27 protein-coding genes are annotated in these 24098 nt (G+C 71.1%); 7 read left to right on the top strand and 20 right to left on the bottom strand.

The annotated features are described in order from the left end of the window. Positions 1-332 precede the first annotated feature (332 nt). Both OCT49_RS26325 and OCT49_RS26320 read right to left on the bottom strand, forming a co-directional pair. Positions 333-545, bottom strand: coding sequence for a hypothetical protein (locus OCT49_RS26325; protein WP_148839554.1), 213 nt, complete (start codon positions 543-545; stop codon positions 333-335). Positions 546-985: 440 nt separating this feature from the next. After that, the gene (locus tag OCT49_RS26320) at positions 986-1267 is read right to left on the bottom strand and encodes an acylphosphatase (RefSeq protein WP_283855952.1); all 282 of its coding nucleotides are present in this window, start codon (positions 1265-1267) and stop codon (positions 986-988) included. A gap of 166 nt (positions 1268-1433) precedes the next feature. Between OCT49_RS26320 and OCT49_RS26315 the strand changes: the two genes are divergently transcribed. Both OCT49_RS26315 and OCT49_RS26310 read left to right on the top strand, forming a co-directional pair. Continuing rightward, positions 1434-2360: a CAP domain-containing protein gene (locus OCT49_RS26315; RefSeq protein ID WP_283854279.1), complete on the top strand. Its 927-nt coding sequence runs from the start codon at positions 1434-1436 to the stop codon at positions 2358-2360. A gap of 112 nt (positions 2361-2472) precedes the next feature. Continuing rightward, positions 2473-2868 (top strand): winged helix-turn-helix transcriptional regulator, encoded by a 396-nt coding sequence (locus tag OCT49_RS26310; protein ID WP_283854278.1) that lies wholly within the window; start codon positions 2473-2475, stop codon positions 2866-2868. Positions 2869-2874: 6 nt separating this feature from the next. Here OCT49_RS26310 and mutM read toward each other — a convergent pair whose 3' ends face one another. The 9 genes from mutM to OCT49_RS26265 form a co-directional block, all read right to left on the bottom strand. Further along, a complete protein-coding gene (mutM, locus tag OCT49_RS26305) occupies positions 2875-3732 on the bottom strand; it encodes a bifunctional DNA-formamidopyrimidine glycosylase/DNA-(apurinic or apyrimidinic site) lyase (protein ID WP_283854277.1) in 858 nt (285 codons plus the stop codon). Positions 3733-3868: 136 nt separating this feature from the next. Continuing rightward, on the bottom strand, positions 3869-4693 hold the full coding sequence (gene rnc / locus OCT49_RS26300; RefSeq protein ID WP_283854276.1) for a ribonuclease III: 825 nt from the start codon (positions 4691-4693) through the stop codon (positions 3869-3871). A 19-nt stretch (positions 4694-4712) separates the two neighbouring features. Next, on the bottom strand, positions 4713-4886 hold the full coding sequence (gene rpmF / locus OCT49_RS26295) for a 50S ribosomal protein L32 (RefSeq protein ID WP_003965982.1): 174 nt from the start codon (positions 4884-4886) through the stop codon (positions 4713-4715). A 2-nt stretch (positions 4887-4888) separates the two neighbouring features. Further along, on the bottom strand, positions 4889-5551 hold the full coding sequence (locus OCT49_RS26290; RefSeq protein ID WP_283854275.1) for a YceD family protein: 663 nt from the start codon (positions 5549-5551) through the stop codon (positions 4889-4891). A gap of 187 nt (positions 5552-5738) precedes the next feature. Next, positions 5739-6827, bottom strand: coding sequence for an ATP synthase F0 subunit B (locus OCT49_RS26285; protein ID WP_283854274.1), 1089 nt, complete (start codon positions 6825-6827; stop codon positions 5739-5741). A gap of 95 nt (positions 6828-6922) precedes the next feature. Then, positions 6923-7405, bottom strand: a complete 483-nt coding sequence (gene coaD / locus OCT49_RS26280; RefSeq protein WP_283855951.1) for a pantetheine-phosphate adenylyltransferase — start codon at positions 7403-7405, stop codon at positions 6923-6925. A 26-nt stretch (positions 7406-7431) separates the two neighbouring features. Beyond that, positions 7432-8016, bottom strand: coding sequence for a 16S rRNA (guanine(966)-N(2))-methyltransferase RsmD (gene rsmD / locus OCT49_RS26275; protein ID WP_283854273.1), 585 nt, complete (start codon positions 8014-8016; stop codon positions 7432-7434). 117 nt (positions 8017-8133) lie between these two features. Further along, positions 8134-11364: a helicase-related protein gene (locus OCT49_RS26270; RefSeq protein ID WP_283854272.1), complete on the bottom strand. Its 3231-nt coding sequence runs from the start codon at positions 11362-11364 to the stop codon at positions 8134-8136. Between the two features lie 51 nt (positions 11365-11415). Beyond that, positions 11416-13038 (bottom strand): DAK2 domain-containing protein, encoded by a 1623-nt coding sequence (locus tag OCT49_RS26265; protein WP_283854271.1) that lies wholly within the window; start codon positions 13036-13038, stop codon positions 11416-11418. A gap of 257 nt (positions 13039-13295) precedes the next feature. Between OCT49_RS26265 and rpmB the strand changes: the two genes are divergently transcribed. Then, positions 13296-13481, top strand: coding sequence for a 50S ribosomal protein L28 (gene rpmB / locus OCT49_RS26260; RefSeq protein WP_030928661.1), 186 nt, complete (start codon positions 13296-13298; stop codon positions 13479-13481). A gap of 130 nt (positions 13482-13611) precedes the next feature. Here rpmB and thiD read toward each other — a convergent pair whose 3' ends face one another. Together thiD and OCT49_RS26250 are read right to left on the bottom strand one after the other, a co-directional pair. Then, positions 13612-14418, bottom strand: coding sequence for a bifunctional hydroxymethylpyrimidine kinase/phosphomethylpyrimidine kinase (gene thiD / locus OCT49_RS26255; RefSeq protein WP_283854270.1), 807 nt, complete (start codon positions 14416-14418; stop codon positions 13612-13614). A gap of 10 nt (positions 14419-14428) precedes the next feature. Then, a complete protein-coding gene (locus OCT49_RS26250; RefSeq protein ID WP_283854269.1) occupies positions 14429-15400 on the bottom strand; it encodes a thiamine-phosphate kinase in 972 nt (323 codons plus the stop codon). Between the two features lie 323 nt (positions 15401-15723). Between OCT49_RS26250 and OCT49_RS26245 the strand changes: the two genes are divergently transcribed. Together OCT49_RS26245 and OCT49_RS26240 are read left to right on the top strand one after the other, a co-directional pair. Continuing rightward, positions 15724-15957 carry an Lrp/AsnC family transcriptional regulator gene (locus OCT49_RS26245; protein WP_148839534.1) on the top strand — a complete coding sequence of 78 codons (234 nt, stop codon included), beginning with the start codon at positions 15724-15726 and terminating at the stop codon, positions 15955-15957. A gap of 20 nt (positions 15958-15977) precedes the next feature. Continuing rightward, complete coding sequence (locus tag OCT49_RS26240) at positions 15978-16457, top strand: DUF3515 domain-containing protein (RefSeq protein WP_502963422.1); 480 nt, start codon at positions 15978-15980, stop codon at positions 16455-16457. Between the two features lie 159 nt (positions 16458-16616). Here the strand turns inward: OCT49_RS26240 and OCT49_RS26235 are convergent, their stop codons facing one another. The 3 genes from OCT49_RS26235 to OCT49_RS26225 all read right to left on the bottom strand — a co-directional run bounded on the left by OCT49_RS26235 (position 16617) and on the right by OCT49_RS26225 (position 19684). Next, on the bottom strand, positions 16617-17774 hold the full coding sequence (locus OCT49_RS26235) for a D-alanine--D-alanine ligase family protein (protein ID WP_283854268.1): 1158 nt from the start codon (positions 17772-17774) through the stop codon (positions 16617-16619). Between the two features lie 150 nt (positions 17775-17924). Next, complete coding sequence (locus OCT49_RS26230) at positions 17925-18935, bottom strand: NAD(P)H-dependent glycerol-3-phosphate dehydrogenase (protein WP_283854267.1); 1011 nt, start codon at positions 18933-18935, stop codon at positions 17925-17927. Beyond that, a complete protein-coding gene (locus OCT49_RS26225) occupies positions 18932-19684 on the bottom strand; it encodes a lysophospholipid acyltransferase family protein (protein ID WP_283854266.1) in 753 nt (250 codons plus the stop codon). Before OCT49_RS26225 ends, OCT49_RS26230 begins: the two co-directional genes overlap by 4 nt. A gap of 146 nt (positions 19685-19830) precedes the next feature. Here OCT49_RS26225 and cofC point away from each other — a divergent pair, with 146 nt between their 5' ends. Together cofC and OCT49_RS26215 are read left to right on the top strand one after the other, a co-directional pair. Continuing rightward, positions 19831-20535 (top strand): 2-phospho-L-lactate guanylyltransferase, encoded by a 705-nt coding sequence (gene cofC / locus OCT49_RS26220; protein WP_283854265.1) that lies wholly within the window; start codon positions 19831-19833, stop codon positions 20533-20535. Positions 20536-20613: 78 nt separating this feature from the next. After that, positions 20614-20817: a hypothetical protein gene (locus OCT49_RS26215; protein ID WP_283854264.1), complete on the top strand. Its 204-nt coding sequence runs from the start codon at positions 20614-20616 to the stop codon at positions 20815-20817. A gap of 93 nt (positions 20818-20910) precedes the next feature. Here OCT49_RS26215 and OCT49_RS26210 read toward each other — a convergent pair whose 3' ends face one another. The 4 genes from OCT49_RS26210 to leuC form a co-directional block, all read right to left on the bottom strand. Next, positions 20911-21576: an HU family DNA-binding protein gene (locus OCT49_RS26210; protein ID WP_283854263.1), complete on the bottom strand. Its 666-nt coding sequence runs from the start codon at positions 21574-21576 to the stop codon at positions 20911-20913. A gap of 143 nt (positions 21577-21719) precedes the next feature. After that, positions 21720-21947: an SCO5555 family protein gene (locus OCT49_RS26205; RefSeq protein WP_148839522.1), complete on the bottom strand. Its 228-nt coding sequence runs from the start codon at positions 21945-21947 to the stop codon at positions 21720-21722. A 104-nt stretch (positions 21948-22051) separates the two neighbouring features. After that, on the bottom strand, positions 22052-22645 hold the full coding sequence (gene leuD, locus OCT49_RS26200; RefSeq protein ID WP_283854262.1) for a 3-isopropylmalate dehydratase small subunit: 594 nt from the start codon (positions 22643-22645) through the stop codon (positions 22052-22054). 6 nt (positions 22646-22651) lie between these two features. After that, positions 22652-24076, bottom strand: a complete 1425-nt coding sequence (leuC, locus tag OCT49_RS26195) for a 3-isopropylmalate dehydratase large subunit (protein WP_283854261.1) — start codon at positions 24074-24076, stop codon at positions 22652-22654. Positions 24077-24098 lie beyond the last annotated feature (22 nt).

Raw genomic sequence — 24098 nt, 5'->3', positions numbered from 1 at the left:
GGTTTCGCTGATGAAGGTGCAGGGCACATCAGACGTTAAGGGAAGGGGTGTACGCCGGGGCGGGGCCCCGCGCGGGTCCGGACGGAAAAGAAAATTCCGGCGGAAAAAGAAAGAAGGGACGCCGAAGCGCCCCTTGCAAATCTTTTTCGTGTTGCAGCGCGCGCGGTGGTGCCGGTGCGCGGTTTCGTTGCTGCGGCTGCGCATGACGGATCCAGGACATGTCACGGGCGTGACAGATCAAGAGCAGCGATCTCCGATGATCCGGCGACGATCCGGGTGATGGTCTCGGACGGCTGGCGTGGACGGCCCGACCGGCCCCTGGGGGCCGTCGGTCAGGTCAGCGCCGGCTCCGCCTGAGGGACGTCGATGTCGATGCTGTCGAGCAGCGACTCTTGGTGCTGTGCGGCGGCGTTCAGCGCGTCGTTCTCGCCCTGGATCCGTACGAGCTCGGATTCGAGGTCCTGGACGCGCTGCTGGAGCCGTCGCATCTCGGCGAGGAGTCGCGGGTCGGAACCGCCGACGTAACCGAGAAGCGCCTTTGCCATGATGGATGGTCCTCCACACTGAGTGACCGACCGATGCGGTGTGGGTCGTGAGGGAATCGCACCCGCGGTGCTCGGCAGTGCATCTGTCATCACTGCTGTTCTGCTGCCAAACAGCCCTGCCGAACAGCTGAGGTGCGCGGGGATTTCAGAGTCTCACCAAAAAGTTTGACGGTCAACACGATCACGCCCCGTGGAGGCGGGCATCCCGGGGGCGCGCGGCTCGACGATCATGCGGCGCGTCTCTCCTGCGGGGCCCTGGAGGGCGTGGAGATCATCCTTACCGTGGCAGCCTGGCACGCCGGACGAAACTTGGCAACCACCCGGTCAATCCGCAGGTCATTTCATGTGTGCGGGGGTGCGAGCCCCGTCACACCACCCCCCGCCACAGCTCGAACACGGCCCGAACACGGCGGCGTCCGCAGCCCCGGAACGGGGCCGCGTCAGCGGATCTCGAAGCCCTCGTAACCACCGCGCGGGGTGTCCCATATCTCAGTGACGCCGTCCACGCGGCCGGGTGTGTCGTCCGAACGCAGCCACTCCAGCAGGCGGTGGCAGTCCTCCCGCCGTCCCTCGGCGACGACCTGCACCCTGCCGTCGTCGAGGTTGAGGGCGAAGCCGGTGAGGCCGCCGATCTCCAGTGCGTTCGCTCTGGTGAACCAACGGAACCCCACCCGCTGCACGCGGCCGCGCACCCACGCGGTGAGTCGTACGTCTTCGTTCATGCCCGAACGGTCTTCGTCCATGCCCGAACGCTAACCGGCCGGTTGGCCCCGGAGCACATCCCGGTCCCAGGCCATGGCGTACAGTCCCGTCGCAACGACCTCACCCGTTCGGGTGAAGCACCTCGGCGTCGGAAGCGGCGTCCAGACCCTCGGAAGGGCTCAGCAGATGGGACGCCACAGCCGCTCCGCCGCAGCTCCTGCCACCGGGAGCGGCGAGGCCCGGCCCCGCGGCCACCGCAGGAAGCGTTCCGCGGGCCCCATCCGTACCGGGGTGGTCGGCGTCTCCGCGGCGCTCGCCGTGGGAGCCGTGGCGATGAGCTCGGGCCTGCTGCCCGGCGGGGGCGACACCTACACGATCGGCGGCGGCGCCTCCGACCAGGTGCGCCCGGAGGGGGAATCGGACCTGCCGGGCCAGGACGGCACCGCCTCCGCCCCGGACGAACGCGGCACCTCCTCCGCCCGGGCCGGCCGCGGCAGCGACCGCGCGGAGGACCTGAAGAAGGCGGGATCCTCCACCCCGTCCACCTTCTCCTCCAAGACACCCAGGACGCCCGAGGCGTCCGAGCGGTCCGGCGGGGCCGAGCCGTCCCGGTCGTCCGAGGCCGCCGGGTCCAAGGCCGCGCGAAGTTCCGCACCCGCCGCCGGGAAGTCGTCGGCCGCGCCGGGGAACTCCGCCTCCGCCCCGGCCCCCCGCAGGTCCGTGACCTCGGCCCCGGCCTCCTCCGCGCAGGCCGCCGTGCTCGCACTGGTCAACCAGGAGCGCTCGAAGGTCGGCTGCAGCCCGCTGACCGCCAGCTCCCCGCTCGCCTCCCTCGCCCAGGACTTCAGCGAGGACATGGCCGCCCGGGGCTTCTTCGACCACACGGACCCCGACGGCCGCTCCCCCTGGGACCGGGCCTCGAAGGCCGGCGTGAAGGGCCTCGCCGCCGAGAACATAGCCCGCGGCCAGGCCGACGCGCAGGCCGTGATGGACGCCTGGATGGACAGCCCGGGTCACCGGGCGAACATCCTCAACTGCGACTACAAGACCCTCGGCGTCGGCGTGCACCAGGGTTCCGGCGGCCCCTGGTGGACCCAGGAATTCGGCTTCTGACCGCCGCCCCTCCCCCGGCCCCGCACACCGCCCGCCCGCTGCCCCGGCCCGGCACTCACCGGAGGAAGGCGCACTCCGGTGGTGAGCGCCGTACGGGCCTACGCTGGCCGGCATGGATCAGGACGCCCCGCAGGCCGAGTCGGCTTTCGACGTGTTCTCCCGGCAGTGCCCCTCCCGCGGCACGCTGGAGCACGTCACCGGACGCTGGGGCGGTCTGACCCTGGGAGCGCTGTACGAGAGCGGCTTCCGTTTCAACGAGCTCCGGCGCCGCGTCGACGGGGTGAGCGAGAAGATGCTCTCCCAGACCTTGCAGGCCCTGGAGCGGGACGGTCTGGTGCGCCGCGAGGCCCCGTCGGCCAATCCGCCGCGCGCCGACTACGAACTGACGCCCCTGGGCCGGCAGGTGGCCGAGCGGCTGCTCGGGCTGATCCGGTTCGTCGAGGACCGGATGCCCGAGGTGCTCCGGGCCCGCGACCACTACGACGGGGCGCACCCCGACAAGGTCTGAGCCGGGTCAGGCCCGGCGCGGCGGACGCTGGCAGCGCGGGCAGAAGTAGCTGGAGCGGTTCATCCACGGGCGGCGGCGGATCGGCGTGCCGCAGCGGCGGCAGGGCTCGTCCTCCCGTCCGTAGGCGTCCAGCGAGCGGTCGAAGTAGCCGGACTCGCCGTTCACGTTGACGTAGAGGCTGTCGAAGCTGGTGCCGCCCTGGTCGAGCGCCGCGTTCATCACGTCGCGGGCGTGGCCCAGCAGTTCGGCCGCCTTGGGCCGGGTGAGGGTGGCCGTCGGCCGGTCGTAGTGCAGCGCGGTGCGCCAGAGCGCCTCGTCCGCGTAGATGTTGCCGACGCCGCTGATCAGCGTCTGGTCGAGCAGGGCGCGCTTGACGGTCGTCCGGCGCGCGCGCAGGGCCAGGTGGAAGGCCGCGTCGTCGAAGGCCGGGTCCAGCGGGTCGCGGGCGATGTGCGCGATGGTGTCGGGCAGCCCGTCGGGGGTGTTCTCGTGGAGCGAGAGCCCGCCGAAGGTCCGCTGGTCGACGAAGCGGAGCTCGGTGCCGAGGGCGTCGTCGAAGCGGATCCGGACGCGCAGGTGCTTCTCGTCGGGTGCGTCCTGGGGCTGTACGAGGAGCTGGCCGCTCATGCCGAGGTGGCCGAGGAGCGAGCCGGCCCCTTCGTCCAGCGGCACCCAGAGGTACTTGCCGCGGCGCATGGCCGTCCCGAGGCGGGCGCCGCCGAGCCGGGCCGCGAAATCCGCGCCGCCCGCGAGGTGGCGCCGGACCGCACGCGGGTGCAGCACCTCGACGTCGGCGATGGTGCGGCCGGTCACCCAGCGCTCCAGACCGCGCCGTACGACTTCGACCTCGGGCAGCTCGGGCACGGTGGCGCTCCTGGAGGGACGGCGGAAGGAAGGAGAAGAAAAGGGGATGCCCGGAAAGGCAGGGGTTCCTGAGGAAAGCGTACGTTTCCGGGCAGGGAGAGCCCCCCGGTGCACGGGGCACCGAGGGGTTTCCGGGTCAGGCCGGAGTGGCGTCCGTGGACGGCGACGGGTCGGCAGAGGTGTCGGCGGCCTCTCCGTCGGCAGCGGTCTTCGCCGCGTCCTCCCGTGCCTGTGCGGCGGCGCTGATCTCGCGCCAGGCGGACTCCGCCGCCTGCTGCTCCGCTTCCTTCTTGCTACGGCCGGTGCCGGTGCCGTACGAGACACCACCGACGCGGGCAGCAGCAGTAAAGGTCTTCTCGTGGTCCGGGCCGGTCTCCGTGACGAGGTACTCGGGGACTCCGAGGCTCTCGCTCGCGGTGAGCTCCTGGAGGCTGGTCTTCCAGTCCAGGCCGGCGCCGAGGTTGGAGGACCTGTCGATCAGCGGGTCGAAGAGCCGGTGGACCAGCTCCGAGGCCGCGCTGAGGCCCTGATCGAGATAGACCGCGCCGATCACCGCTTCGAGGGTGTCGGCGAGGATGGATGCCTTGTCCCTGCCGCCCGTGCCCTCTTCACCGCGGCCGAGCCGGATGAAGGAGCCGAGTTCGAGGCCGCGGCCCACTTCCGCAAGCGCACGCGAATTGACCACCGCGGCCCGCAGCTTGGCCAGCTGGCCTTCTGGCAGGTCGGGGTGGGTGCGGTACAGCGTGTCCGTGACCACCAGGCCGAGCACCGAGTCCCCGAGGAACTCCAGCCGCTCGTTGGTGGGCAGACCGCCGTTCTCGTACGCGTAAGAACGATGGGTCAGCGCACGCACCAGAAGGGCGGTCTCGAGTCGATACCCGAGCCGCCCTTCCAGAAGCGTGTGGGACGAGGCTGTGTTGACGTTGTCTGCCTTCTTCTTGGCGTTGGACAACTCAGACATCGGGCCTCTCACCAGCCGCTCAGACCTCGAGGACCTGGCGCTTGTTGTACGTGCCGCAGCTGGGGCACGCGATGTGCTGCAGCTTCGGCTCCTGGCAACGCTCGCACGAAACCAGGGTGGGGACCGCAGCCTTCCACTGCGACCGGCGGTGGCGCGTGTTGCTGCGCGACATCTTCCGCTTCGGAACAGCCACGGCTACTTCTCCTGCTTCTCGTCGACGCCCGCATCGGCGCCGCCCATGTTGTCCTTCTCGCCGTCCTGAACGGTGTCGGCGAGTCCTTGCAATGCCGCCCAACGAATGTCGACGGCGTCGTGGTGATGACCGGGGTTCTCGTCCAGCCTGATTCCGCATTCGGAACACAGACCGGCACAGGACTCCCGGCACACCGGCTGCATCGGCAGTGCGAGCACCACCGCATCACGCAGCACTGGTTCGAGGTCGAACAGGCCGTCCTCGACGAAGAGCCTGTCCTCGTCGTCCTCGGCGTCGTCGGCCGGTTCCGCCTTGGCGCGGCCCCGGTCATCGGCGTCAGGGTACGAGAACATCTCCTGGAAGTCCGCGGCGACCTCTTGGCGCAGCGGCTCCAGACACCTTACGCACTCCCCCTCGGCGGTCGCACGGGCGGTGCCCGTGACGAGCACCCCTTCCATGACCGATTCGAGTCGGAGGTCCAGCTCCACGGGTGCGCCTTCCGGCACCCCGATGACCCCGTCGAGGCCGAGGTCCGCGGGAGCGTCCACCGAGCGGGTCAGCCGCTGGAGGGCACCGGGACGCCGACCCAGCTCGTGCGTGTCGAACACGAGGGGGTTTCGGTGGTCGAGGTGGCCGTTCAGGGCTTTTCCTGCTTTCGAGATCATGTGCAACACACGTCGTGGGAAGGCCGACCGGATTCGGAGTCGAAACGGGCAGCCGGGATCGCGGACATACGCGCGACCGAAGAGCCAGGATACTGGACGTGTCGCCCAGCTCCCAATCGGGCCGCCGGACCCGACCGGGCCGGACCGGCGGGCGGCAGGCGGCGGGCCCCCGGGCCCGCGCCGCCGGTCAGCGTTCCTGCTCGTACCTGCGGAGCTGGTCCAGGTCGATCATGCTGGTGTCGAACAGGCTGGTCTCCTCGAGGGCGCTCTCGCCCTGCTGGAGCGCCTGCTGGGGCGGTACCGGCTGCTGCTGCCAGTCCCCGTACCCCTGCACCGGCACCTGGGCCTGGCCGTAGCCCTGCTGCTGATAGGCGGCGTACGGGTCCGGCTGCTGCTGGTAGCCGTAGACGTCCTGCTGCGGCTGGTCCTGGTACGCGTACGTCTCCGCGTAGCCGGGCTGCTGCGCGGGCACCTGCGGCGCCTGCGCCGGTGCCGGGAAGTGCGACGGGGCCTGCTGGTGCACCGGCTGCGGCTCGGGGGTGGCGAGTTCGGCGAGGCCGGCCCAGTGGTCCTCGTCGCTCACGTGCGCCCGGCCGCCCGCCGCGTCCTGGGCCGCCACGTGCGCGCCGAGGTCATCGGTGGGGATCCGGCCGTGCAGCTTCTGCCGGCCGCGGCCGACCGCCTCCAGGGTCTTGGCGAGCACGGCCTCGAAGGCGCCGAGCTTGGTGTCCACGTACTCGTCGGCCCGGCTCCGCAGTATGTCCGGGTCGGTGCTGCGCTCGGGGGCCTCGGCGAAGTCCGGGTCCTCGCGGCCCTGCTCGTCGAAGGGGTGGCCGCGGCCGAGGAGCTTCTCGCGGCCCCGGTCGACGGAGCCGATGGTCTTGGTGAGGACGACCTCGAAGTTGGCGAGCTTGCTGTCGACGTACTCGTCCGCCTCGGAGCGGACCTCGGCGGCCTCCCGGCGGGCCTCGTCGAGGATGCGGTCGGCCTCGCCCTGGGCCTGCCTGGCGATCTCGGTCCCGGTGATCAGCGAGGTGCGTTCGGCGTGCGCGGCCTCGATGATCCGCTCCGCCTCGCGGCGGGCCTGCTCGGCCAGCTGCTCCTGGCCGCCGATGAGCTCCTGGGCCTGGGCGAGCGAGCCCGGCAGGGCCTGGCGCACCTCCTCCAGCATCGCGAGCAGTTCGGCGCGGTTGACCACGCACGAAGCCGACATGGGCATCGACCGGGCACTCCCGACCGCCTCGACGATCTCGTCGAGCTTCTTCTGCACGTCCACCGTGTGCTCGCCACTCTCTACAGCCGATTGGAGACGGACGGGACGACTGTACGGCCAGTCGGCGCCCGCCCGACACCTGCTGACGGACCGTCAGATCAGCGCCCCTGGGCGAGGCGCTCGACAAGAGCCTCGTGGACCACCGGGGGGAGCAGGTGGGAGACGTCGCCGCCCCAGGTGGCGACCTCCTTGACCAGGGAGGACGACAGGAAGCTGTAGGTGGGATTGGTGGGCACGAAGAGGGTCTCGACGCCCGAGAGGCCGTTGTTCATCTGGGCCATCTGGAGCTCGTAGTCGAAGTCGCTGACGGCCCGCAGTCCCTTGACGATCGCCGGGATGTCGCGCTGCTTGCAGAAGTCGACCAGGAGGCCGTGGAAGGACTCGACCTGGACGTTGCCGAACTCCGAGGTGACGCTGCGGATCAGGTCGATCCGCTCGTCGACCGTGAACAGGCCCTTCTTGGACTGGTTGATCATCACCGCGACGTGTACGACGTCGTACAGCTTCGAGGCGCGGCCAATGATGTCGAGGTGTCCATTGGTGATGGGGTCGAATGACCCCGGACAGACGGCGCGGCGCAACTTGATTCCCTCGCTCTCCGGTCCGGTCATCGTGCGTCTTCGCACGTAGAGGCGGCGCGACCGTACCAAAGCGTTCCCTCGCCGTAGCGCCGGGCCCGCAACGCTTCGAATCCCTCGGGCCAGCCGAATTCTCCGCCCCTGGTGCTGCGTTCCACGGTGACGAGCGCGTCGTCCGTGAGCCACCCCTGAGTACGGAGTGTGAGCAGTATCTCGCCAAGATCGTCGTCCGTGACGGCGTACGGCGGGTCGAGGAACACCACGTCGTACGGCTCGGCGGGCGCCGGGCCCGCGGCCACCTGTTCGGCCCGGCCGGTACGGACCTCGGCGCCGGGCAGGCCGAGGGTGCGGACGTTGTCCCGGACGGTGCGGACGGCCTTGGGGTCGGCCTCGACGAGCAGGGCGTGCGCCGCGCCCCGGGAGAGCGCCTCCAGGCCGACGGCGCCGGAGCCCGCGTACAGGTCGGCGATCCTGGCTCCCGCCAGGCTGCCGAGGAGGGCCTCCCAGGTGGAGAAGAGCCCCTCGCGCGCACGGTCGGAGGTGGGGCGGGTGCCGGTGCCGGGCGGAACGGCCAGGCGGCGGCCGCCGGCCGAGCCGGCGATCACGCGGGTCATGGGTGTCTGGTCCTCGGTTCGTGGGTGGCCCGCAGGGTGCCGCGGTGTGGTGCCACCCACGATATGGCGTCGGGCCGGATCGGGCCCGCGCACCCGGGCGTCCCCCGGCGGTGCCGGTCAGCCCTTGTCGAGGTACTGCTCGCGCTCCTTGTCGAGCAGGGCGTCCAGCGCGGTTCGCAGCTCGGGCAGGTGCTCCAGCCCCGGGTCGGCGGCGACGACCGCGACGGCCTCCTCGCGGGCGGCGGCGATGACCTCCTCGTCGTCGATGACGGTGAGCATCCGCAGCGAGGAGCGGACCCCGGACTGGGCCTGGCCCAGGACGTCGCCCTCGCGGCGCTGTTCGAGGTCGATCCGGGAGAGCTCGAAGCCGTCGAGGGTGGCGGCGACCGCGGACAGCCGGGCCCGGGCCGGACTCGCCTCGTGCGCCTCGCTGACCAGGAGGCAGAGGCCGGGCGCGGAGCCCCGGCCGACCCGGCCGCGCAACTGGTGCAGCTGGGAGACGCCGAACCGGTCGGCGTCCATGATCACCATGGCGGTGGCGTTGGGGACGTTGACCCCGACCTCGATGACGGTGGTGGCGACGAGGACGTCGACCTCGCCCGCGGCGAAGCGGCGCATCACGTCGTCCTTGTCCTCGGGCGCCATCCTGCCGTGCAGCACCTCGATGCGCAGACCGGCGAGGGGCCCTCCGGAGAGCTGTTCGGCGATCTCCAGGACGGCGAGCGGCGGGCGCTTCTCGCCGTCGCCCTCGGGCGCCTTCTTCCCCTTGCCGCCCGGTTCGTCCTCGTCGTCGCCGATGCGGGGGCAGACCACGTACGCCTGGTGCCCGTTCTCCACCTCCTCCCGCACCCGCTCCCAGGCGCGGGCGAGGAAGTGCGGCTTGTCCTTGGCGGGCACGACATGGCTGGCGATCGGCGAGCGGCCGGCCGGGAGCTGGTCCAGCACGGAGGTCTCCAGGTCCCCGAAGACGGTCATGGCGACCGTGCGGGGAATGGGGGTGGCGGTCATCACCAGCAGGTGCGGCGGCTGCTTCCCCTTGGACCGCAGGGCGTCGCGCTGCTCCACGCCGAAGCGGTGCTGTTCGTCGACGACGACCAGGCCCAGGTCGTGGAACTTCACCTTGTCCTCGATCAGGGCGTGGGTGCCGATCACGATCCCCGCCTCGCCCGTGACCAGGTCGAGCAGCGCCTGACGGCGGGCCGCGGCGCCCATGGAACCGGTGAGCAGCACCACCTTCGTCGCCTGCTCGGAGCCGCCGAGCATGCCGCCCTCGGCCAGCTCGCCCATCATCTCGGTGATGGATCTGTGGTGCTGCTGGGCGAGCACCTCGGTGGGCGCGAGCATGGCGGCCTGTCCGCCCGCGTCGACGACGCCGAGCATCGCCCGCAGCGCGACCATGGTGTTGTGCGTGACCGTGAAGTGATCCGTGATGTACGCGTGGCTCGGGTGGGCCACGCTGATGCACTGGACCGGTTTGCGGCCGACGTACTCGACCGCACGGATCCCTCGCCGGAACGTGTTGTACTTCGGCCTGGGCCGGAGCCGGGCGGCCTTGCGGGTGAGCTGAAACGGCACGTACTCGTCAGGCAGGGCGATCGACACGTTGAAGGCCGATTTCCTGGACAGCACCCTGGCGCGCCCACCGAGGGAGCGAACGAGCCACGCCACGTCCTCGGCCAGTCTTCGGGACGCAGAACAGAACGAAATGCTCATCCCCTGAGCGTCCAAAGTCCCGTCCGTGTCCATGAGCCCCTGCAGTACAGCGAGCCGGTTCTTGATCGACGTGTTCTTGAACACAGGTGGGATGAACTTGTCGTGCGACGTGGCGCCCCACAGCCCCAGCGCACGCAGTGCACTGATCACCGGGTTCCTTTGTGATCCGGACTTCGGCCTCGTCATCCTGATCGTGTAGTCGCAGCGGGAACCCGGCACGGGGACGAGTTCACAGTCGGGCGCCACCGCGGTCCGGACGGCAGCCAGGATCTCGTCGTCGACCGTGGACAGCCGAAGATTGTGCCGGAATGATCCGTCTCCCAGCAGCAATCCGAGAACGTAGGGGTCGAAGGGTGGTTCGGAACCGCAGCTGAGATCCACTGGTACGGCCGATGGCACATACCATTTCGACGAACCATTGGCCTTGAAAAGGTCTTTCCTGATCTCGTGGGTCGTCATCACCTTGGGTGATTGGCCCCGGTTCCAGGCGCAACTGGTCCCGACGATCCACAGATGTTCGTCATCGCATTCGACAGTCGTGTCGTCGGACAGGACGAGTCGCCACACATCTCGCACTCCCTGGGGGAAGACCCCGTCCACCACGGCGACTTCCCCCTCGGGAACCACTACCTCGTCGCCTTGCCGGATTTCGCCCATGGGCTTGTAGCCCCGAGGAGTCAGTACCAGCGAATCGAGCGGCTGTGCCTTCCCCGATCCGACTTCTCCCTGGAGCAGCCGGTGCATCGGGTGTTCGGTCGCGAGGTCGTCGAAGATCTCCTTGGAGACCTTCTGCTGCCCGTCGGTGAGGGTGAAGGGCAGTTTGGCGTCGAAGGCGTCGAGCAGTCCGCCGGGCGCGGGTCTGCGGGCCACGGCCGGGAGCTGGGTGTCGGCGTACCTGCGGCGGGCCAGCGCGACCTGGAGGACGAATGCCTCGTCCCACTTGAGCCGGTCCCTGGCCAGGGCGATGTCCGCCTTGGTCTGCGGGCGGTGGACCTTCAGCAGCGCCTCCGGGAGCGGGGCGAAGCCGCGGCCCTCGCGCAGCGCGGCCGGCAACGGGTCGACGGCCTCGCGCGCGCTGGGCAGGACCGTGTCGACGGCCTTGGCGATCCGCCACGAGTCCAGCTGCTTGCAGGCCGGGTAGATCGGCAGCAGCCGCCCGGCGAAGGCGTCCACCGCCTCCCGGTCCCCGTCCCCGGTCCCCTCGCCGGGCCCGGTGTCCAGCAGTTGGTACGTGGGGTGGGCCAGCTGCATCTTCCGGTTGAAGACGGAGACCTTGCCGGCGAACATCGCCCGGCGGCCGGGCAGCAGCTCCTTGTGCGGCTTGTGGACGCCGTGGCCGAAGAAGACCAGCTGGAGGCGGCCGCTGCCGTCGGTGAGGGTCACCTCCAGGCGTCTGCCGCGGCCGTTGTTGAACGTCAGGACGCGGGCCTCGGCGACCTGGGCGACCACCGTCACGTGCTCGTCGAGCGGGAGGTCGGTGAGCGCCGTGAGCCGGCCGCGCTCCTCGTAGCGCCGGGGGTAGTGGTGGAGCAGATCGCCGACCGTGTGCAGGTCGAGGTGGTCGGCCATCACCTTCGCGGTGGCTCCGCCGAGCAGCTTCTTGAGGGGTTCGTCGAACGCGGACACGCGATCCATTGCACACCACGCCACTGACAGTCGGCCGCCGGGCACGGCCCGGCGCCGGGTCTACTCCACCCCGATGAGCAGCGGGGCGCTCTGGTGGCCGCCCCGGTAGACCACCGTGTCCACCGCGAGATGGCCCTCGCGCACGTGCTCCTCCAACTCGTCGGCGAGGCTGTCGGGGACATCCTCGCCCAGGACCAGGGTGACCAGTTCGCCGCCCGCCGCGAGCATCCGGTCCAGCACGGTGCGGGCGGTGTGCGGGACGTCCTCGCCGATGACCGCGACGTCGCCGTCGATCAGTCCCAGGACGTCCCCGGCCTGGCAGATGCCCGCCATGGTCCAGGACTGCCGTTCGGCGACGGCCAGTTCGGCGTAGCGGGTGGCACCGGCGGCGGCGGTCATCGCCACCACGTCCTCGTCGAAACTGCGGCCCGGTTCGTGGACGGCGAGGGCGGCGAGGCCCTGGACGGCGGCCCGGGTCGGGACCAGGGCGACCCGGACGCCTTCCGCGCGGGCCTGGTCGGCGGCCGCGGCGGCGGTGTGGCGCAGCTCCGCGTCGTTGGGCAGCAGGACCACCTCGCGGGCGTGCGCCCGGCGGATCGCGTCGACCAGTTCGCCGCTGGCGGGCGGTTCGCCGGGGCGGGCCAGGACCGTCGTGGCCCCGGCCTCCTTGCACAGGCCGCGCAGCCCGTCGCCGGGGACCACCACGACGACGGCGCGCTGCACGGGCTCGACGTGGGGGTGGGCCCGGTCCGCGCCGAAGTGGGTGATCCGGATGCGGTACGGGCGGCCCGCCTCGACGCCGGCCTCCACGGCGGCGCCCGCGTCGTCGACGTGCACATGGACGTTCCACAGCCCGTCGCCGCCCACCACCACGAGCGAGTCGCCGAGCGGGTCGAGCCGGGCCCGCAGCCGGTCCACCGCCTCGTCGGTGGCCTCCAGCAGGTAGATGACCTCGAAGGCGGGTCCGCCCGCGGAGCCGGCCGCCGCGCAGTCGTCCGGCACCGGGAGGGCGGGGGCGGGAAGCGCGGGTCCGGTGGCGGGTGCCCGGCCGCAGACCGCCTCGACGAGCGCCCCGAGCACCGTCACCAGTCCCCGTCCGCCGGCGTCCACGACGCCCGCCCGGCCGAGCACGGCGAGCTGTCCGGGGGTGGCGGCCAGGGCCGTCCGCGCCCCTTCGTACGCCGCCTGCGCGACCTCGGCGGTGGTGGCGTCGGCGGCGGTGCGCACGGCGGCCGCCGCGGCCTCGGCGGCCACCGTCAGGACGGTGCCCTCGACGGGGTGGGCGACGGCCTGCCGGGCGGCGTCGGCCGCGGTGGCGAGCGCCCGGCGCAGATGGTCCGCGTCGTGCCCGACGGCCAGCACCTGCGCCGTCCCGCGCAGCAACTGGGCCAGGATCGTGCCGGAGTTCCCGCGGGCGCCGATCAGGGCGCCGTGGGCCATGGCCCGTACCGCGTCGGCGGTGAGGGGGGTGGTGGCGCCGGTCTCGTGGGCGGCGAAGACGGCTTCGAGGGCCTGGTTCGCGGACTCCACGGTCAGGTAGAGGTTGGTGCCGGTGTCCCCGTCGGCGACGGGGTAGACGTTGATCGCGTCGATCGCCGCGCGCTCCCGGCCCAGTGCCTCCAGGGCCAGGGCGCACCAGGCGCGCACCGCGACGGCGTCCAGGTCGTCGGCGGTCTGCGGCACCTGTCGCTCCTCCTCGGATTCGGCCGTGGGCGGCCGGCTGCATCGCAGAGTAGTCCCGTGCGCGGGCTCCGGCGGGGACAGGGGCGGGACGGGGGCGGTGGAACCCATGGTAGTTTCGTTCCACCGACGCGGTCGTTGTATGCTGCTTCGGTTGCCCGACGAGAGTCGGGACATTTCCCCGGCACCGCCACTTCAGTCACCTGATTCCGGCGCGCCGGAATTCACTGTAAGTGCATCTGAAGTCTTTGGAGTGACCCGTGGCTGCCAACTGCGACGTCTGCGGCAAGGGGCCGGGCTTCGGCAACAACATTTCGCACTCGCACCGCCGTACGTCCCGTCGCTGGAACCCCAACATCCAGCGCGTGCGTGCCGTGGTCGGTCGGACGCCGAAGCGGCTCAACGTCTGCACCTCGTGCATCAAGGCCGGCAAGGTCGCGCGCTGACGTTCCCGTCGTAGCGCAGCCTTCCGGTTGCCCGAGAAGCCGGTCCACCTGGGTGGACCGGCTTCTTGTTGTGCGCCGGGACTCCCCCACCCGGTGACGCCGGGCCCCCGCCCGGCGCCTCCGGTGCGGTTCAGCCGGTACGGGTCCGCCAGCCGTGGTCGACGGGGCCGATGCCCGCGCCCAGCGGGAAGCCCGCCGCGATCGCGCCGCTGACGTACGCCTTCGCGCCCCGTACCGCCGTGGGCACGTCCTGGCCCAGGGCCAGCCCGCAGGCGATCGCGGAGGCGAGGGTGCAGCCGGTGCCGTGGGTGTGCCGGTTGTCGTGTCTCGGGGCGCGCAGCCAGTGTTCCCCGGTGCCGTCCGTGAGCAGGTCGACGGGGTCGCCGGGCAGGTGACCGCCCTTGACGACGACCCAGCGCGGCCCGAAGTCCAGCACTGCGGCGGCTGCCTCGCGCATTCCCGCCTCGTCCCGGACGCGGATGCCGGTGAGTTGTGCGACCTCGTCCAGGTTCGGGGTGGCGACCGTGGCGGTCGGCAGCAGTTTCGTGCGTACGGAGTCGAGCGCCTCGGCCGCCAGCAGCGGGTCGCCGTGCTTGGAGACGCCGACCGGGTCGACGACGACCGGGGCGTCGGTGCCGGCGAGGAGTTCGGCCACGGTCTCCACGAGGACGGCCGAGGACAGCATGCCGGTCTTGACCGCCTGTACGCCGATGTCGTCCACCACGCTGCGGTACTGGGCGCGCACGGCCTCGGGGGGCAGTTCCCAGGCGCCCCGCACCCCCAGCGAGTTCTGGGCGGTGACGGCGGTGAGCACGCTCATCCCGTGCGTCCCGAGCGCCAGCATCGTCTTCAGGTCGGCCTGGATGCCCGCACCGCCGCCGGAGTCGGATCCGGCGACGGTGAGTACTCGGGCGGGTGCGGCAGCAGATAGGGGCATGTGCCGAAATCTACTGGGCGTCCTCTATGCCCCCGAAGTGGTCCCAGCCGCTCTTGCTGGTCCAGGGCGCCCCGTCGACCGTCACCTGGGGCAGCGCGGAGGGGTTGAGCACCTCGCCGATGACCTTCCAGCGGGCGGGCAGCTTCACGTCCGGCGGGAAGGTGGCGACGATCGCGTGGTCCTCTCCCCCGGTCAGCACCCACTGGAGCGGGTCGACGCCGACGGCCTGCCCGATGTCGGACATCTGGGAGGGGATGTCGATGAGGCCGGAGCGCAGGTCGATGCGGACCTTGCTGGCCTCGGCGATGTGCCCGAGGTCGGCGACGAGGCCGTCGCTCACGTCCGTCATCGCGGTGGCGCCGAGCCCGGCCGCCGCGGGGCCCGCGTGGTACGGGGGTTCGGGGCGGCGGTGGGCCTCGACGAAGGCGCGGGGCGAGCGGAAGCCCCGGGAGAGCACGGCGTACCCGGCGGCGGACCAGCCGAGCCAGCCGGTGACGGCGACGACGTCGCCGGGCTGGGCGCCGCCCCGGGTGACCGGTTCGTGGTTGCGCAGGTCGCCGAGCGCGGTGATCGAGATGGTGATCGTCTCGCCGCGCACCACGTCGCCGCCGACCACCGCGGCGCCCGCGACCTGGCATTCGTCACGCAGACCGTCCATCAGCTCGCCGGCCCAGGTGACCGGGAGTTCGGCGGGGACGACCAGGCCGAGCAGCAGCGCGGTGGGCACCGCGCCCATGGCGGCGATGTCGGCGAGGTTCTGGGCGGCCGCCTTGCGGCCGACGTCGTACGCCGTCGACCAGTCGCGGCGGAAGTGCTGTCCCTCCAGCAGGATGTCCATACTGGCCACGACCCTGCGGTCGGGGGCGGTCACGACCGCGGCGTCGTCGCCGGGACCGAGCCGTACCGCCGGAGTGGTGGTGAGCCGGGCGGTGAGCTCCCTGATGAGCCCGAACTCCCCCAACTCGCCCACGGTTCCCTTCACCGAGTCTCACCTCTCATCTATCGCGCCGGACCGTCGTCCGGGCTGCTTCGACGGCCGGCGGTCCCGATCACGGACCGGCCGACATGGCGGGGAGCAGTCTGCACCGCTCGTCACCGGCATGCCTGTTCCCCCTTCCGGCCCGCCGTGCTCTCGGTCGCGGGCCGTCACTGCTGTCGGTACTGTCAAGAGATACGTCAATCTGTGTCCTGCGCACGCCACGCGGTGGGCGTCAACCGCCCACAGGTCTCCCCGCGGCACACGGCAACGCGATAACGTGGCGTCCCTTTCCCCCACATGATCCTCGTGGCCGCCCTGGAGGTTCCGTGGTACAGGCGTACATCCTCATTCAGACCGAGGTGGGCAAGGCGTCGACCGTCGCCGAGACCATCTCCGCGATTCCGGGAGTGATCCAGGCGGAGGACGTGACAGGCCCCTACGACGTGATCGTCCGCGCGCAGGCCGACACGGTCGACGAGCTGGGCCGCATGGTGGTCGCCAAGGTCCAGCAGGTGGAAGGCATCACCCGAACCCTGACCTGCCCGGTCGTTCATCTGTAGTCCCCGTCTACGCTGGGCCGGTGACATCATCGCGCCGGCTCCGCCACCCCGTGTTCCTCGGTCCGTCCGTCGCCGCGCTGCTGCTGGCCGCGGCGGGCTGTTCCTCCTCGGACGCGGTGTCGGTCACGGTGCCCTCCCCGTCCCCGGAAGCCGCAGCCTACTGCCGCGCGCTGCAGGGGGAACTGCCGGAGACCGTCGCCGGGCACGACCGCGGGGACACCGGGCCGAAATCCGAACTGACCGCCGTGTGGGGGGACGGAGCGATCGTACTGCGCTGCGGGGTCCCCCGGCCCGCGAAGATGGACGACCCCATGGCCAAGGGGACCGAGGCGAACGGCGTCAACTGGCTGCTGGAGCAGTCGGAGGACGCCGGTCCCCGTTTCACGACGACCTACCGCAAGGCGTACGTCGAGGTGAGCCTGTCCGCCGAGTACGCGCACGACGCGAGTCCGCTGGCCGCGTTCGGTCCGGCCGTCGAGAAGACGGTGCCCGGCCTGTAGGGCGGGTTCCGGAAGTACCCGTACCGACCGGCGCTCCGGAAGTCCCGGCCGGCCGGGGACGTCCGGCATGCCCGCCCTCGGGGCGGACGGCGCCGCTTCCGGAACACGCCCTGGCGTGCGCCGCCGTCGCGGGGCGCACGCCCTGGGGCGCGGTCCGGCTCAGCGCAGGCCGGTGGACCGGCTCAGCGCGGCCTGGATCAGCCGGTCCACCAGCTCCTGGTAGCTCACACCGCTCTCCTGCCACATCCGCGGGTACATGGAGATCGGCGTGAAGCCGGGCAGGGTGTTGACCTCGTTGATCACGAAGGTGCCGTCCTCGGTGAGGAAGAAGTCGGCACGGACCAGTCCCTCGCAGGACACCGCGTCGAAGGCCTCGATCGCGAGGCGCTGGACCTCGGCCGTCTGCTCCTCGGTGAGCGGGGCGGGCACGATCCCGGAGGCCGAGTCGATGTACTTGGCCTCGAAGTCGTAGAAGTCGTGCGCGGTCACCGGCGGGATCTCGGCGGGCACGCTGGCGCGCGGCCCGTCCTCGAACTCCAGCACCCCGCACTCGATCTCGCGGCCCCGCAGCAGCGACTCGACCAGGAACTTGGGGTCGTGGCGGCGGGCCTCCTCGATGGCCCCGTCGAGCCCGGACGGGTCGTCGACCTTGGTGATGCCGATGGAGGAGCCGGCCCGGGCGGGCTTGATGAAGAGCGGCCAGCCGTGCTCGCCGGCGAAGTCCACGATGCGCGCGCGGGCCCCGGCGGGGTCCTTGTCCCATTCCCGGGGGCGCACCACGAGGTAGGGGCCGACCGGCAGGCCGAAGGAGATGAAGACCCGCTTCATGTACTCCTTGTCCTGGCCGACCGCCGAGGCGAGGACCCCGGCGCCGACGTAGGGCACGCCGGACAGCTCCAGGAGCCCCTGGAGGGTGCCGTCCTCGCCGTACGGGCCGTGCAGCACGGGGAAGACGACGTCCACCTCGCCGAGCGCCTTGGGGACCGAGCCGGGCTCGCTGTACACCACTTCACGGCTGCCGGGGTCGACGGAGAGCACCACGGCGCCCTCGGCGGACTCGGCCAGCTGGGCCACTTCCGGCATCTTCCGGTCCGTGATGGCCATGCGTTCGGGTTCGTCGGCGGTGAGCGCCCAGCGGCCGTCGGTCGTGATGCCGATCGGCAGGACGTCGTACTTGGTCCGGTCGATGGCGTTCAGGACGGCGCCGGCCGTGACGACCGAGATGCCGTGTTCGGAGCTGCGGCCGCCGAACACGACGGCCACGCGCGGCTTGCGGAGCTGCCGCTCCGGGCTCTGGGGGAGGTTCTCGCTGCTCATATCGAGTTGAGCGTACCTGCTGGTACCCCATGCGTCAGCGCGGCCGGGTCCGCCGGAACGGTGACCGCGTACGTTCACCGTGGTGGCCCTCCGCGGCCCGTTCCGGGGCCCGTCGGACGGCCGTCCGGTGGAGGACCGCCCGACGGCATCTCAGCGTCGCTCGGGCTTCGCGCTGCGCGACATCAGTTCGGCCAGCGCGACCATCGGCGGCTTGCCCTCGTGGACGATGCCGACGACCGTCTCGGTGATGGGCATGTCGACGCCGTGCCGGCGCGCCAGATCGAGCACCGACTCGCAGGACTTGACGCCCTCGGCGGTCTGCCTGGTGACGGCGATGGTCTCCTGGAGCGTCATGCCGCGGCCGAGGTTGGTGCCGAAGGTGTGGTTGCGCGACAGCGGCGAGGAGCAGGTCGCCACCAGGTCGCCCAGGCCCGCGAGTCCGGAGAAGGTCAACGGGTCGGCGCCCATGGCGAGGCCGAGGCGGGTCGTCTCGGCGAGGCCCCGGGTGATGAGCGAGCCCTTGGCGTTGTCGCCGAGGCCCATGCCGTCGGCGATGCCGACCGCGAGGCCGATGACGTTCTTGACCGCGCCGCCGAGTTCGCAGCCGACCACGTCGGTGTTGGTGTACGGGCGGAAGTACGGGGTGTGGCAGGCGGCCTGGAGGCGCCGGGCCACGGACTCGTCCTGGCAGGCGACGACGGCCGCCGCGGGGCGGCGTTCGGCGATCTCCTTGGCCAGGTTGGGTCCGGTGATGACGGCGATCCGGTCCGCGGAGACCTTGGCGACGTCCTCGATGACCTCGCTCATCCGCTTCGCCGTGCCGAGTTCGACGCCCTTCATCATCGAGACGAGGACGGTGTCGGGGCCCAGGTGCGGGGCCCAGTCGGCGAGGTTGGCGCGCAGCGTCTGCGAAGGCACCACGAGCACGGCGAAGTCGGCGCCGTCCAGCGCCTCGGCGGCGTCGGTGGTGGCCCGGACCTTCGCGGGGAGTTCGATGCCCGGCAGGTAGTCCGGGTTGGTACGGGTGGTGTTGACGGCCTCGGCGACCTCGGCGCGGCGGCCCCAGAGGGTGACCTCGCAGCCGGCGTCGGCGAGGACCACGCCGAAGGCCGTGCCCCATGAGCCCGTTCCGAAGACGGCCGCCTTCGCGGGGTGCGTCACTTGGTTCCCTTCCCTTCGGCCCTGCGCCGTTGCTCCGCGCGGGCCCTGCGGTGATCGTACGGCTGTGCCGGGGCCTTCTCGCCCCGCACGATCTCCAGCTGCTCGGTCACCGCGGCCATGATGACCTCGGTCGCCTCGCGCAGTACCTCGGGCGTCGGCTGCAGGTCGTAGAACCGGGAGAGGTCGACGGGCGGCCCCGCCTGCACCTGGAGGGTCTTGCGGGGGAAGAACCGGAACTTGTCCGTCTTGGCGTACGGCGGCATCGCCAGGTTGGCGCCCCACTGGGCGACCGGGATGACCGGGACCTTCGTCAGCAGCGCGACGCGGGCCGCGCCGGTCTTGCCGGCCATCGGCCACATGTCGGGGTCGCGGGTGAGGGTGCCCTCCGGGTAGAAGGCGACGCATTCGCCCCGCTCGATGGCGTCGACGGCGGCCCGGAAGGCGTCCAGCGCGTTGGTCGTCTCGCGGTACACGGGGATCTGTCCGGTGCCGCGCAGCATCATTCCGACGAAGGGGGTCTTGAAGAGGGCCGCCTTGGCCAGGAGCCGGGGCACCCGCCCGGTGTTGTACTGGAAATGGGCGTAGGAGAGCGGGTCCAGGTAAGAGTTGTGGTTGACCGCCGTGATGAATCCGCCGTCGGCCGGAATGTGCTCCATTCCCCGCCAGTCACGCTTGAACAGAACCACCAGCGGCGGTTTTGCGATGACCGCCGCCAGGCGGTACCAGAAGCCGATTCTGCGGCGGGACACTCGGACACCTTCCTCTAAGGACCTGAACTCTGCCTGGCTACCGACGGTCAAGTCTCGCCCCAGGCCCCTGCTCTGTCGAGAACACCGTACGCCCCGCTTTCGGGACCGTCCCTCCGGGTTCTCGCGCAGGCAGGCGAGAATAGGCGGTGAAGCGCACCGAGGGGGAGATCGCCACGAACACCGACCCGACCGGTTCCTGGTCCCTGGTCGTCCCGTTGAAGCCCTTGGCGCGGGCCAAGAGCAGGCTGGCGCCCGCCACCGGGGACGCGCTGCGTCCGCGGCTCGCCCTCGCCTTCGCCCGGGACACCGTGGCCGCGGCCCTGTCCTGCCCGGCGGTGCTGGATGTGGTGGTGGTCACGGACGACGCGAGGGCCGGCGCCGCGCTCACCGCGCTCGGCGCGCGTGTCGTGCCCGACGAGCCCGAGAGCGGACTCAACGCCGCGCTGGCGCACGGCGCGCGCACCGTGCGGGCCCGGCGGCCCCGAGCCGCCCTCGCCGCGCTCAACGCCGATCTCCCGGCACTTCGTCCCGGGGAATTGGCCCGGGTACTCAATTACTCCGCCGAATTCCCGCGCACATTTGTGACGGATGCGGCGGGAATCGGCACGACATTTCTCTCGGCCGCGCCCGGGGTGGAATTGCGCCCGTCTTTCGGCGGCCCTTCCCGGGCCCGGCATCTGGACTCCGGGGCGGTGGAGGCCGACCTGACCGGTATCGATTCGGTCCGCCAGGACGTGGACACCGGCGCGGATCTGCGGGCCGCGCTGGCCCTGGGGGTCGGCCCGCACACGGCGGAACACACCGCGCAGCACCCGGGCGCGGGAATCCTCCGGGCCGTGCCGCGGCGGTAGCGCCGCCCGGGCACACGGCCGGGGCACCCGCCCCCACCGGACCGGCCGTCCCCGTACCGGGCCGCTAGGCTGCCGTTCATGCAGGCGACCTCGTACACGTACGACCCCGAGACCCGCACCGGCAGTGTGCTGCTCGACGACGGCACCCCGGTGGAGTTCGACGCCCGGGCCTTCGACGCCGGCGGGCTGCTGCTGCTGCGGCCGGGGCAGCGGGTGCGGATCGAGGGCAGCGGCGAGGGCGCGGACCTGCGGATCACCCTGGTGACCCTGCAGACGTTCTGACGGCCGCGCGCACGCGCCCACGACAGCCCGCGGGCCGGGCTCCCCCGAGGGGAGCCCGGCCCGGTGCGTGTGAGCGGTCCGTGCTGCTCGTTCTCACTTCTTCCGTGCGGTGGCCTTCTTGGCCGTGGTCTTGCGCGCCGTGGTCTTCTTCGCGGGCGCCTTCTTCGCCGTGGCCTTCTTGGCGGGCGCGGTCTTGCCGGCGGTGGCCTTCTTCGCCGTCGTCTTCTTCGCCGCGGCGGTGGTCTTCTTCGCGGGCGTGGCCTTCTTGGCCGCGGCCGTGGTCTTCTTCGCCGTGGTCTTCTTCGCGGGCGTGGTCTTCTTCGCCGCGGTCACGGTCTTCTTGGCGGTGGCCTTCTTCGCCGTGGCCTTCTTGGCGGCGGCCTTCTTTGCCGCGGCCTTGGTCGTCGTACGGGTGGAAGCACCGCCCGAGAGGCTGCCCTTGGGCGCCTTCTTCACAGCCACCTCGCCGCCCTTGGGGAGCTTCTTCGAGCCGCTCACCAGGTCCTTGAAGCCCTGGCCCGCGCGGAAGCGGGGAACCGAGGTCTTCTTGACCCGTACGCGCTCACCCGTCTGCGGGTTGCGGGCGTACCGGGCGGGGCGGTCGACCTTCTCGAACGAGCCGAAGCCCGTGACCGAGACACGGTCCCCCGCGACAACCGCACGGACGATCGCGTCGAGCACCGCGTCGACGGCGTCGGCCGCCTGCTGACGGCCGCCGAGCTTGTCGGCAATCGCTTCTACGAGCTGCGCCTTGTTCACGTCTTCCCCTTCGGAGACATTGCCAGAACGAAAGTGTTCAAGCGTTTTCGCACGTTAGGCAGATATATACCGCAAATCAAACACGAAACGGGCTAATCACCCTAGTGCCGCAACGAAGTCGACCGCTGCGTCGTTCCGCAGAGTCACTCACCTTCGGGGAATCGGCCCTCGTCGAGGTCCTTCATCAACCGGTCCAGACGCCTTGCCGCGTCCGGGAGATCGTGCTTAGCCGCGGCCGTGATGACCAACAGCTTCCGGGACAGCGCCATCCTTACGCCCTCCGGGACTTGCAGTGCGCGCACTCTTGTGTGCGCTTCCTTCAATCGGTCGGCGACTTGGCCGTAAAGCTCGAGTTGGCTGTCGCGTTCCATGCACCGATTGTGCCATCTGGGGCGAGTTGTCGCCCGACGGGGTCTCAACAAGCGACTGCGCCCCCTACCAGAAGGTAGGGGGCGCAGTCCTGGAAACGCGCTGCTCAGGCGTTAATTGTACGGGGCTTGAAGGCCGGCCTGGCCGCCTCGTAAGTCGCGATGTCCGCTTCGTTCTGAAGGGTGAGACCGATGTCATCCAGCCCGTTCAGCAGGCGCCAGCGGGCGTTCTCGTCGAGCTCGAAGCCGACGGTGATCCCCTCGGCGCGCACCTGGCGCTCCTCCAGGTCGACGGTGATCTCCGCCGTCGGGTCGGCCTCGGCCAGCTCCCAGAGCGCTTCGACGGTCTTCTGGTCGAGCACGACGGTCAACAGGCCGTTCTTCAGCGAGTTGCCGCGGAAGATGTCGGCGAAGCGGGAGGAGATCACGGCCTTGAAGCCGTAGTTCTGCAGGGCCCACACGGCGTGCTCGCGGGACGAGCCGGTGCCGAAGTCGGGGCCGGCCACCAGCACCGTGGCGCCTTTGCGCTCCGGGCGGTTGAGGACGAAGTCCTCGTCCTTGCGCCAGGCCTCGAAGAGGCCGTCCTCGAAGCCGTCGCGGGTGACCTTCTTCAGCCAGTGGGCGGGGATGATCTGGTCGGTGTCGACGTTGCTGCGGCGCAGCGGGACGGCCCGGCCGGTGTGTGTGGTGAAAGCTTCCATGATTTCTCAGACTCCGGCGGGCGTACGGGCGTCGGACAGGTCGGCGGGCGAGGCCAGGTGACCCAGCACGGCGGTGGCGGCGGCGACCTGGGGGGAGACCAGGTGCGTACGGCCGCCCTTGCCCTGGCGGCCCTCGAAGTTGCGGTTCGAGGTGGAGGCGGAGCGCTCGCCGGGGGCCAGCTGGTCGGGATTCATGCCGAGGCACATCGAGCAACCCGCGTGCCGCCATTCGGCGCCTGCAGCGGTGAAGACCTTGTCCAGGCCCTCCTCGACGGCCTGCAGGGCGACCCGGACGGAACCGGGAACGACCAGCATCCGTACGCCGTCGGCGACCTTGCGGCCGTCCAGGACCGCGGCCGCGTTGCGCAGGTCCTCGATCCGGCCGTTGGTGCAGGAGCCTACGAAGACGGTGTCCACATTGATCTCGCGCAGCGGCTGCCCCGCGGTCAACCCCATGTACTCCAGGGCCTTTTCGGCGGCGTTCCGCTCCGAGGCGTCCTCGTACGAAGCGGGATCGGGGACGTTCGCCGACAGGGGCGCACCCTGGCCGGGGTTGGTGCCCCAGGTGACGAACGGCGCCAGTTCGGCGGCGTCGATGACGACCTCGGCGTCGAAGACCGCGTCGTCGTCGGTGCGCAGCGTCTTCCAGTACGCGACGGCAGCGTCCCAGTCCTCGCCCTGCGGAGCGTGGTCGCGGCCCTTCAGGTAGTCGAAGGTGGTCTCGTCCGGGGCGATCATGCCCGCCCGGGCGCCGGCCTCGATCGACATGTTGCAGATGGTCATCCGGGCCTCCATCGAGAGCTTCTCGATGGCCGGGCCGCGGTACTCGAGGACGTAGCCCTGGCCGCCGCCGGTGCCGATGCGGGCGATGATCGCGAGGATCAGGTCCTTGGCCGTGACGCCGTCGGGCAGTTCGCCCTCGACGGTGATCGCCATGGTCTTCGGGCGGGCCATCGGCAGGGTCTGGGTGGCCAGGACGTGCTCGACCTGGCTGGTGCCGATGCCGAACGCCAGCGCGCCGAAGGCTCCGTGCGTGGAGGTGTGGGAGTCGCCGCAGACCACCGTGGTGCCCGGCTGGGTCAGCCCCAGCTGCGGACCGACCACGTGCACGACGCCCTGCTCCACGTCGCCCAGCGGGTGCAGCCGTACGCCGAACTCCGCGCAGTTCTTGCGCAGGGTCTCCAACTGGGCACGGGAGACCGGGTCGGCGATCGGCTTGTCGATGTCGAGGGTCGGGGTGTTGTGGTCCTCGGTGGCGATGGTGAGATCGAGGCGCCGCACCGGGCGTCCGGCCTGCCGGAGGCCGTCGAAGGCCTGGGGGCTGGTCACCTCGTGCAGCAGGTGCAGATCGATGAAGAGGAGGTCGGGCTCGCCCTCGGCGCGCCGGACGACATGGTCGTCCCAGACCTTCTCCGCGAGTGTCCTACCCATCGCTTTCCCTCCGGCCGGCGTC

The organism is Streptomyces sp. ML-6, from assembly GCF_030116705.1.
Classification (GTDB): domain Bacteria; phylum Actinomycetota; class Actinomycetes; order Streptomycetales; family Streptomycetaceae; genus Streptomyces.
This window is presented reverse-complemented; position numbering and strand designations above follow the sequence as displayed.